At 60.5% G+C, this 9,661-nt stretch carries 9 protein-coding genes and 1 pseudogene; 9 read left to right on the top strand and 1 reads right to left on the bottom strand.

Annotation, left to right across the window (positions count from 1 at the left end; genetic code table 11):
- Positions 1-445: 445 nt before the first annotated feature.
- The 3 genes from Mhypo_RS15910 (at position 446) to Mhypo_RS15900 (ending at position 3,500) form a co-directional block, all read left to right on the top strand.
- Positions 446-1,951 (top strand): alkaline phosphatase, encoded by a 1,506-nt coding sequence (locus tag Mhypo_RS15910; RefSeq protein ID WP_119342247.1) that lies wholly within the window; start codon positions 446-448, stop codon positions 1,949-1,951.
- Positions 1,952-2,036: 85 nt separating this feature from the next.
- Entirely contained in the window at positions 2,037-2,474 is a 438-nt protein-coding gene (locus Mhypo_RS15905) for a QcrA and Rieske domain-containing protein (RefSeq protein WP_119342246.1), read from the top strand.
- Between the two features lie 687 nt (positions 2,475-3,161).
- Positions 3,162-3,500, top strand: coding sequence for a YegP family protein (locus tag Mhypo_RS15900; protein WP_119342245.1), 339 nt, complete (start codon positions 3,162-3,164; stop codon positions 3,498-3,500).
- On the opposite strand, the gene Mhypo_RS15895 is transcribed toward Mhypo_RS15900, so the two are convergent.
- Complete coding sequence (locus tag Mhypo_RS15895; protein ID WP_240637292.1) at positions 3,495-3,836, bottom strand: DUF309 domain-containing protein; 342 nt, start codon at positions 3,834-3,836, stop codon at positions 3,495-3,497. The two genes, Mhypo_RS15900 and Mhypo_RS15895, sit on opposite strands and share 6 nt — an antisense overlap.
- Positions 3,837-3,932: 96 nt before the next feature.
- Between Mhypo_RS15895 and trxA the strand changes: the two genes are divergently transcribed.
- The 6 genes and pseudogenes from trxA to Mhypo_RS15865 all read left to right on the top strand — a co-directional run.
- On the top strand, positions 3,933-4,265 hold the full coding sequence (gene trxA / locus Mhypo_RS15890; RefSeq protein WP_119342243.1) for a thioredoxin: 333 nt from the start codon (positions 3,933-3,935) through the stop codon (positions 4,263-4,265).
- Positions 4,266-4,325: 60 nt separating this feature from the next.
- On the top strand, positions 4,326-5,552 hold the full coding sequence (locus Mhypo_RS15885) for a cytochrome P450 (RefSeq protein ID WP_119342242.1): 1,227 nt from the start codon (positions 4,326-4,328) through the stop codon (positions 5,550-5,552).
- A gap of 39 nt (positions 5,553-5,591) precedes the next feature.
- A complete protein-coding gene (gene plsX / locus Mhypo_RS15880; RefSeq protein ID WP_119342241.1) occupies positions 5,592-6,578 on the top strand; it encodes a phosphate acyltransferase PlsX in 987 nt (328 codons plus the stop codon).
- Between the two features lie 36 nt (positions 6,579-6,614).
- Positions 6,615-7,667, top strand: coding sequence for a mechanosensitive ion channel family protein (locus Mhypo_RS15875; protein ID WP_119342240.1), 1,053 nt, complete (start codon positions 6,615-6,617; stop codon positions 7,665-7,667).
- A gap of 36 nt (positions 7,668-7,703) precedes the next feature.
- Complete coding sequence (lhgO, locus tag Mhypo_RS15870) at positions 7,704-8,924, top strand: L-2-hydroxyglutarate oxidase (protein WP_119342239.1); 1,221 nt, start codon at positions 7,704-7,706, stop codon at positions 8,922-8,924.
- Positions 8,925-9,055: 131 nt separating this feature from the next.
- Positions 9,056-9,661 (top strand): annotated as a pseudogene (locus tag Mhypo_RS15865) (phosphoglucomutase, alpha-D-glucose phosphate-specific); the annotation flags it as partial.

Genomic DNA, 9,661 nt, shown 5'->3' with positions numbered 1-9,661 from the left:
GAAGTTATCCGCGTAGCGGAGGGCGATACCGCCCCTTGGAAGTTATCCGCGTAGCGGAGGGCGATACCGCCCCTTGGAAGTTATCCGCGTAGCGGAGGGCGATACCGCCCCTTGGAAGGGAGACGCTTTCTTCGCCGACCGTTCGGGAGGGGAGTGCTCTAGAATTCAAAAAAAACAACCTAACAGTTTTTTTTGGTTTTGTAATCTGTCTTTTTGAATCCGGTATCAGGAAACTACCTTTGGGTGAAGGCGCAAACATCATCCTGGAGGCGAGGTGGTGACTGTTGGGGCCATTGCCAGTTTGCGGTGAACCTTGCTATGGTCTCCTCAGATGAAACCGCAAACTGCCCTAGAGCTAGTTCGCCACGGCAATAGTTGACCGTGGGCTTTGCTTTGACTTGCCGATGACATGCCACAGAAAAAATATGCTGCGGAGGTATCAGGAATGAAACGCAGAGACCTAATCAAAGCAGGTGTCGTAGCAGGTGCAGCAGCGGCCCTATCGGCCCAGGCCCAAAGCGCCCAGGCCAACCAGCCGGGCATCCTGGCCCGTGCCCGCAACCTGATTTTTTTCGCTTACGACGGCATGGGTTGGGAAGACTATGCCATTGCCCAGTTCTACTCGAGGCGCGTACTGGGTAAGCCGCTGGCCCTCGAGCGCTTCTTGGCCACCGGGGTTAGCGGCCTGCAAAACACCAACAGCCTCACCAGCTTCGTTACCGAGTCGAGCGCCGCTGGCAATGCCTGGAGCACCGGAGTCAAGACCGTCAACGGCGGGCTGGCCATACACATCGACGGGCGCAAACTAACTCCCATCTTTGCCCTGGCCAAGCAGCAAGGCAAGGCTGTGGGGCTGGTCTCCACCGCCACCATCACCCACGCCACCCCGGCCAGCTTCGTGGTTTCCAACCCAGACCGCAACGCCGAAGAAGAGATTGCCCAGCAGTACTTAGATTTTGGCGCTGAAGTATACCTGGGCGGCGGTACCCGATTTTTCGACCCCGCGGTTCGACGCGATAAGAAGGACATGTACGCGGCTTTTGCCGAAAAGGGCTATGGGGTGGTGAAAAACCCCAGGGAGCTTCAGGCTTCCAACGCCTCGAAGCTTCTGGGTGTGTTTAGCAGCAGCCACGTACCCTACGAGGCTGACCGGCGTTTCCAGGGCGTAGACGTGCCCAGCCTGGCCCAGATGACCCGGGCCGCCCTGCCGCGCCTGGCCGCCCATTCCCGGGGGTTCGTGCTCCAGGTCGAGGCCGCCCGCATCGACCACGCCAACCACCTCAACGACCCTGCCGGAAGCATGTGGGAAATCCTGGCTGCCGATGAAGCCCTCGAGGTGGTGATGAACTTTGTGGACCAGAACCCCGACACCCTCCTCATCATCGGCTCCGACCACGTTTGTGGGGCTCCTGCACTCTACGGTACGGGTTCTTCGTACCGCGAGGGCAGCGCGGGGGTGTTGCAGCTCGAGGGCCAAAAGGGCACCTTCGAATATATTCTGGGCCGCCTGGGCAACAACCCCAGCCCAGACCAGGTAGTGGAAATTTTCCGCACTGTCAAAGGCGTCACCCTCAAACCCGAGCAGGCCCAGGCGGTGGTGGATGCCATTACCAAGCGGGTTTACCTGCCGGACGGGGTGCGCTATGGGGTTCAGCCTGCCAACACTTTGTCCTGGGTAATGCGCCAGACCAACGCCAGCAAACCCGACCTGCCCAACATCGGCTGGAACTCCGGCCAGCACACGGCTGGCCCCACCCTGTTTGGGGTGTACGGTCGGGGTGTAGGCGCCGTGCGCATAGGTTTGATCGACAACACCTACAACTTCACCCTGATGACCCGGGCCCTGGGTATCCGCTTCCAGAACCCGGTCATGAGCGAACAGGAGGCCCTCGAGGTGCTCAAGGCGCGGGCCGAGAGCCCCATCCTGCATCCCCAGGATGTAATGGCCTAGTCGGACTTAACCCCAAGCGGGGTGGCCCCACGCAGAAGCGGGGTCACCCCCATTGCTATAGCAGCTTTGAAATACAGGAGTCCTCGTGACCCGTCGACAAGCCACCAAAGCCTTGCTGGTGAGTACCATCGGGGTTGTAGCGGGGGCCGGCCGGGCCCAGGCCCCAGCACCCCAGCGCATTGCCGAGCTGGGTCAGCTGGGCGAGGTCGGGGCCGATGTGCCCTTTGATTTTGCCCGCCAGAAAGCGCTGCTGGTGCGGGTGCCCCCGCCGCAAAAACCCAACCCTCGAGTGCTCCAGGCGGGCTCGATCTATCTGACCGCCTTCAGCCGTACCTGTACCCATGCTGGCTGCATCGTTCCGCTGCCCGACCAGCGCGGCCTTATGGAGTGCGGCTGCCACGGAAGCCGTTTCCGCGCCGATGGGGTGCTTCTGGACGGCCCTGCCCCTACCGACCTGCGGGCGATTGCCCTCGAGCTTCGCCAGAATGAGGTTTGGGCCGTGGGCTGGCTGGAAAACCCCTAGAGCGATTCCAACCAGTACCCAGCAGGGGACAGACAAAACACCTTCCGGGAAGGCCAGCTTGGACTGCCTCAGCGAGGGTGATGTTCAAATCAGCCCTCCCAGGGCACAGCCAGGTTCTTATCATTTGCTTGGAAGCATTGGTTAGAGTCCCCTCACCCGGCGACACCGGCTTGCCATCAGCAGTGTCCTGTTGGGCAAAACGAGCACTAAACTAACCACCAGTGACGCCACCCCCTACCACGGCGAGAGGGAAAGGGGAAAACGATAAAAGCCTGGAGCACAGCTTCCACATCCTCTGGATGCGATTGAGGTAATACCAGATTCGGTTAGTTCGTCACCAAAGGGTGACGAACTAACCCGACCGAAGTTATCCGCGTAGCGGAGGGCGATACCGCCCCTTGGAAGGGAGACGCTTTCTTCGCCGACCGACAGTGAAGGGCCATCGGCCCCCGGCTAGCGCCGGTACTCAAGGGAGGGGTGTGCTCTAGGATTCAAAAAGACAGCCTCTGGTGTTTTTGATTTTGTAAACTGTCTTTTTGAATCCGGTATAATATATCGCTGGCGCTCAGCACAGTAAGCGGGTTGTCGCCGAGTATCTCATGCTTGACCCGTTCCCAATAAAACCGGGGCATGCACCCAGCCAAAGCTTACTGGAGCACCTGGCAGTACCCAATTCAGGAGGTATGTATGGCAGGCAAGTTTGTGCTCTCCACCACAGCAGATGGGCAGTATATGTTCAACCTCAAGGCCGGCAACGGCGAGACCATTCTCACCAGCGAGCGTTACCAGAGCAAGGATGGAGCCCTCAACGGTATTGATTCTGTGCGCAAAAACGCCCCTCTGGACGAGCGCTATGAGCGCCGCACGGCCAGCAACGGTGACCCCTACTTTGTGCTCAAGGCCGCCAACCATCAAGAAATTGGGCGCAGCGAGATGTATAGCTCACCTGCAGCCATGGAAAACGGCATTGCCTCGGTCAAGCGCAACGCTCCCGAAGCTGTCCTGGACGATCAAACCGCCTCATAGCAAGGGAAAATCGGGCCGATAAGGTGTGCCCTGCAGCAAGGCCCGCCGTACCTCTTCCACCAGGGCTCCTACCCGGATGCCCTGGTGGGTTTCAGGGAGGCTTTCCAGGTGCTTTAGGGCCTTCTCGAAATTGCGCCAGCCGCCCCTGGGGTTGGTACGAGCTTTGTGCAGGGCGGCGGCCAGCAGGATGATGCCGTGGGTCAGTTCGCGGTCAGACCCCGAGAGCTTTAGCCAGAGGGGCTCCAAAGCCTCGTGAACCTCCCAAAATCGGCCCTGCTGCCACAGCTTCTGGGCCTCGATGTATTCTGGCATACCCAGCAAATGCGAATTCTGCACTATAAAAAGTGTATCGGCTCCCCCTGCAGCCTGCCAAGCGTGCTAGAGTATGGAGCTTGAAGGGCTCCCCCGGCCCACAGTGCGAGGTAAACAACTATGGCCAAACCTATCGAAGTAAACGATGCAAACTTTGACGCAACCCTCAAGGAAAATCAGTACGTGCTGGTGGATTTCTGGGCCGAGTGGTGCGGCCCTTGCCGCATGGTGGCTCCGGTCATGGAAGAACTGGCTAAAGAATACGAAGGCAAGGTGACCGTGGCCAAGCTGGATGTGGACGCCAACCCACAAACCGCCATGAAATTCCGGGTTATGAGCATTCCCACCATTATTTTGTTCAAGAACGGCCAGCCGGTAGAGGTGATGGTGGGCGCCGCGCCCAAGAACAACTTTGTGGCCCGGCTCAACAAACACGTGTCGGTAAGCGCCTAGGCGACCGGTCGGGCGCACCCCCTTACCTTCCCGGGTAAGGGGGATTATGCTTTTTTATTGATGCAAACCCACCACCTCAACATCAACGACCCTGCGTTCGTTTACGACCCATACCCCACCCTGGCCGACCTGCGGGAGAATTTGCCGGTCTTCTACGACGAGGTCTGGAACAAAATTTTTTTCTTGCGCTACGAAGACATCGCCAACCTGTTGCGCGATAGGCGGCTGGGACGCTCGATTACCCACATCCTCTCGCGCGATGAGCTAGGCTGGCCCCCGCCCAACCCCCTGACCCGCGACTTCGACCACTTCCAGGAAAATCACATGCTCGACAACGAGCCGCCCAAGCATACCCGCCTCAAAGGCCTGATGATGAAAGCCTTTACCCCGGCCCGGGTAGAAGGGCTGCGGGGAAAAATCCAGAAGATTGTGAATGACCTGCTCGACCGTGCGGAAGACCGGGGCCAGATGGATCTGCTGACCGACTACGCTGAACCCCTGCCGGTAACGGTAATCGCCGAGCTTTTGGGCGTTCCTGAGGAAGACCGCCACCGCTTGCGCCCCTGGTCGGCCAAAATTGTGAAGCTATACGAGCTAGGCTACACCGATACGCAGGCCAAAGAAGCCAACCAGGCGGTGGTGGAGTTTTCGGCTTACATCAAGCAACTGGCCGATGAGCGCCGTAAAAAGCCCGGCGAAGACCTGATTTCGGCGCTGGTACAGGTCGAAGAACAGGGTGATAAGCTCACCCCCGACGAGCTGGTGGCCAACTGCATTTTGCTGCTCAATGCCGGCCATGAGGCCACCGTCAATGGCACCACTGCGGGTTTTCTGGCCCTCTCGCGCAACCTCGAGCAGATGGAACGGGCCAAGGAGGCCGCGGCCAAAAACCAGCCCGAGTTTTTCAAGCTGGCCGTGGAGGAACTGCTGCGCTACGACACCCCCCTGCCCATGTTCGAGCGCTGGGTGCTGGAAGATTTCGACTACAAGGGCATCCCCCTGCGCCGCGGCCAGGAGGTCGCCCTGATGTATGCCTCGGGCAACCGCGATCCACGCAAGTTTGCCGACCCCGACCGGCTCGAGCTGACCCGAACTGATAACTTCCACCTCACCTTTGGGTTGGGTATTCACTACTGCATTGGGGCACCCCTGGCCCGTTTGGAGCTGCAAACCTCTTTTCAAACCCTGCTCAAGCGGCTCCCCAGTATCCACCTGGCCACCGACACCATCGAGTACGCCGGTGGGTTCGTGATTCGCGGCCACAAGGCCATGCCGGTGGCCTGGTAGCGTGGCTTCTGTTCGGCTTTAGGCTTTAGGCTATATTCCATGAAGCCGATTGCGCTAGACGCCATGGGGGGCGACCATGCCCCCAGGGTCACGGTCGAAGGGGCGCTCCTGGCCAAAAGCCAGGGGATTCCGGTCGTTTTAGTGGGCCCTACCGATACGCTCAAGGAGGAACTGCGGCGACAAGGGGGCGACCTGCCCATCGTGGAAGCCCCGGAGTACATCACCATGCAAGACCATGCCACCGACGTGCGCAAGAAGCGCCGGGCCTCCATAAACGTGTGCATGGAGATGGTCAAGCAAAAGGAGGCCTCGGCGGTGGTGGCCATGGGGCACACCGGGGCCACGCTGGCATCGGCCCTGTTCAATCTTGGGCGCATTAAAGGGGTGGATCGGCCCACTTTGCTCATCGAACTGCCCAGCGAAAGAGGCCGCACCTACTTGACCGATGGCGGGGCCAACGTGGACTGTCGCCCAGAGTGGCTGGTGCAGTTTGCCGTCATGGCCACCGCGTATGCCCAGGCCCAGGGGGTCGAAAACCCCAGCGTGGGGCTCCTATCCATCGGCGAGGAGGAGGAAAAGGGCAACGAACTGACCCTAAAAACCTTTCCGCTGCTCAAGGCCACACCGGGTATTCGCTTTTATGGCAATGTGGAAGGGCGCGATATTTTCAAAGGCACCACCGATATTGTGGTCACCGACGGCTATACCGGCAACGTAGTGCTCAAGCTTTCCGAAGGCGAGGCGCGTACCCTCTTCAAGTGGGTGCGGGAGGCGCTGAGCGGGGGTTCCCTGTTCACCAAACTGGGGGCCTTGTTGGTGCGGGGGGCCTTGCAGGGCTTGCGGGCCAGGATGGACCCCGCCGAGTACGGCGCGATGCCGCTGTTGGGGGTGGAAGGCCCGGTGTTCATCGGCCACGGTTCCGCCGATGGGCGGGCCGTGCAGAGCGCCGTTCGCAAGGCCAGGGCTGTGGTGGAGGCAGGTCTGGTGGAGCGGGTGCGGGCTGGAATTGCCCAGCTGGCCGTTTAGCGCCAGGCAGCAGGGGAGAAGGAGGAATTGCAAGCGATGGAGACCTCGAGCGTCTGGCTACGCACCATCATCAGCATTGGCCTCTTGATTCTGGGTTTTTGGGTCGGACGGGGCGGCATGGGCCTCTTGACCTGGCTGGGCCGCCTGACCCCGGACGAGCGGGATGACCGCTACTGGCGGGTGGTGGGCTGGTTGTGGTGGGGGGTTACGGGGCTGATGATTGCCTCGCTCATATTGCATGTCTGGGAGGTGGTGCTCGAGCCCCTGCACGGCTGGGGTCGTACCCTGTATGTCTGGCTGGGTGAGCGGGGTCTGTCGGTGCTTTTGATTGCCGGGGCGACCTCGCTGGCGCTGCGCCTGGTGCCCCGTCTGTTGCAACGGGTGCCGGTGGGCACCGGCGAGTTCAGCCGTGAACAGGTGCGGGCCCAGACCCTCAAGAGCGTACTGGAGTCGGTACTGCAGGTCTTGATTGTGGTGCTGGGCGTGCTCTTTGCCCTCTCGAACCTGGGCCTGAACGTGACCGCTTTGCTGGCCGGAGCCGGGGTGGTGGGGCTCGGTATCTCGCTGGCCGCGCAGAACCTTATCCGCGATGTGCTTAACGGGTTCTTCATTCTGCTGGAAGACCAGTACGGGGTGGGTGATGTGATTACGGTGGGCCAGCTTTCCGGTGGGGTAGAGCGCTTCAACCTGCGGATTACCGTGCTCCGCGACCTCGAGGGTCGGGTGCACTTTATCCCCAACTCCACCATCCAGCAGGTCACGGTCATGAGCCGCGACTGGGCCCGGGCGGTGGTGGATGTCTCGGTGGCCTACGAAACGCCGGTGGACAGGGCCCTGGAGGTCATACGCTCGGAGGCCGAAGCCTTTTACCACGACCCCGAATGGCGCGACAAGTTCACCGACCAGCCCCCCGAGACCCTGGGCATCCAGCAACTGGCCGACTCGGGCATCCTGATTCGGGTGCTGCTTAACGCCAAACCCAAAGAACAGTGGGCCATTGGCCGGGAGTTCCGCCGCCGCATCAAGCTGCGTCTCGATGCCGAGGGAATCGCCATCCCTTACCCCACCCGGCGCATTGTCAGCACCTGAACCTGTATGCGTGCAAACGCCGCATAGAATGGAGGAGTGAAAACCTGCGATTACCTGATTATCGGTGGGGGCATTGTGGGCCTGACGATTGCCCTCGAGCTCAAAAAGCGCAACCGAGCGGCAAGTATTATGGTGCTGGAAAAAGAAGCTGAACTGGCCGTACACGGTTCGGGGCGCAACTCGGGGGTGTTGCACGCCGGCTTTTACTACACTGCCGACTCCCTCAAAGCCCGCTTTACGCGCGAGGGCAATGCTCGTTGGAAGCAGTTTGTAGAAGAGCGCGGCCTCAAAATCAACCGCTGCGGCAAGCTGGTGGTGGCCAAGAACGAACAGGAAGTGGAGGGGCTGCGCGAGCTCAAGCGCCGGGGCGACCTGAACGGCGTCGAGACCCATCTGATCTCCCTCGAGGAGGCCAAAAAAATCGAGCCCAGGGTCAAGTCCACCGAGCTGGCCCTGTGGTCACCCAACACAGCTACCGTAGACCCCAAGGAATGCATGGCGGCCATGGCGGCGGAGTGCCGAGCCCAGGGGATTGAAATTCGCCTGAACAGCCCCTACCAGGCCCGGCGGGGCCAGGATGTCATTACACCCCAGGAGGTCTACAGCGCGGGCTTTGTGGTTAATGCCGCGGGGCTTCATGCCGACAAGGTCGCCCACGACTTTGGCATTGGCCAGCGCTACCGCATTCTGCCTTTCAAGGGCCTGTATGTGTACGGTTCAGAGCCGGTAGGAGCGCTCCGAACCAACATCTACCCGGTGCCCGACCTGCGCAACACCTTCCTGGGCGTCCACTTCACCGTCACGGTAGACGGCAAGGCCAAAATTGGCCCTACCGCCATCCCCGCCTTCTGGCGCGAGAACTACGAAGGGCTCAAGGGTTTCGATGCTGCTGAAGCCCTTTCGATCCTGCGCGACGAAGCCATTTTGTTTTTCCGCAACGACTTTAACTTCCGGGGGATTGCCCTGGAGGAAATCAAAAAATACTCACAGGCCTATTTGGTCAAACAGGCCTCGGCCTTGCTCGAGGGGGTCAGGCTGGAAAACTACCGCACCTGGGGCCGCCCCGGCATCCGCGCCCAGCTCTACGACCACCAGGACAAAAAACTGGTGATAGACTTCATGCTTATGGGCAACCCGGAGGGCCTGCACGTGCTGAACGCCATCTCGCCGGCCTGGACCGCCTCCATGCCCTTTGCTGAGTATGTGGTGGATCAGATCGAGGCCTTGCATAAGGGTAAAGAGGTGGCAAAAGCGTAGTTGTTTGGTTCATGGTCCATGGTCTATGGTTGAGGGTCTGGGGTCAAAGGTGGGTGGTCTTTTTCCATCGACGACTATCGACTATGGACTATCGACTTTAGCTGAAATAGACTCCTCCCAGAGGAGCCGTTATGAGCCTACATCCCCTGGCGGGCAAACCTGCCCCTCACAGCATTCTGGCTAACATCCCTCGGCTGGTGAGCAGCTACTACGCCCTGCAGCCCAACCCCGAGAACCCCGCCCAGCAGGTGGCCTTCGGCACCAGCGGCCACCGGGGTACTTCGCTGGCGGGCACCTTCAACGAGGCCCAAATTCTGGCGGTCTCGCAGGCGGTGGCCGAGTATCGGGCCGAACAGGGCATCACCGGGCCGCTTTTTTTGGGGATGGACACCCACGCCCTTTCCGAGGCCGCCTGGATTACCGCGGTAGAGGTACTGGCGGCCAATGGGGTGGATGTGCGGGTGGCCAAAGGGCGCGGCTACACCCCCACGCCCCTGGTTTCCCATGCCATCCTCGAGTACAACCGAGGCCACGAAGCCGGACTGGCCGATGGCATCGTGATAACCCCCAGCCACAACCCTCCCCAGGACGGCGGCTTCAAGTACAACCCCCCCAGCGGCGGCCCCGCCGACACCAGCGTGACAAAGGTGGTGCAGGAGCGGGCTAACCAAATTCTCCGCGACGGTCTCATCGAGGTAAAGCGCTGGCCCTTAAGCCAGGCTTTGAATACTGTGCAG

Origin of the sequence: Meiothermus hypogaeus, from assembly GCF_003574035.1 — a bacterium.
Lineage (GTDB): Bacteria > Deinococcota > Deinococci > Deinococcales > Thermaceae > Meiothermus > Meiothermus hypogaeus.
The sequence above is the reverse complement of the archived record's forward strand: the minus strand, read 5'-3'. Positions and strand labels throughout refer to the sequence as shown.

What these genes read in the sequence shown, in the direction of transcription:
- Mhypo_RS15910 (WP_119342247.1), top strand. Translation starts at nt 446, where the DNA reads ATGAAACGCAGAGACCTAATCAAAGCAGGTGTCGTAGCAGGTGCAGCA.
- Mhypo_RS15900 (WP_119342245.1), top strand. Translation starts at nt 3,162, where the DNA reads ATGGCAGGCAAGTTTGTGCTCTCCACCACAGCAGATGGGCAGTATATG.
- trxA (WP_119342243.1), top strand. Translation starts at nt 3,933, where the DNA reads ATGGCCAAACCTATCGAAGTAAACGATGCAAACTTTGACGCAACCCTC.
- Mhypo_RS15885 (WP_119342242.1), top strand. Translation starts at nt 4,326, where the DNA reads ATGCAAACCCACCACCTCAACATCAACGACCCTGCGTTCGTTTACGAC.
- plsX (WP_119342241.1), top strand. Translation starts at nt 5,592, where the DNA reads ATGAAGCCGATTGCGCTAGACGCCATGGGGGGCGACCATGCCCCCAGG.
- Mhypo_RS15875 (WP_119342240.1), top strand. Translation starts at nt 6,615, where the DNA reads ATGGAGACCTCGAGCGTCTGGCTACGCACCATCATCAGCATTGGCCTC.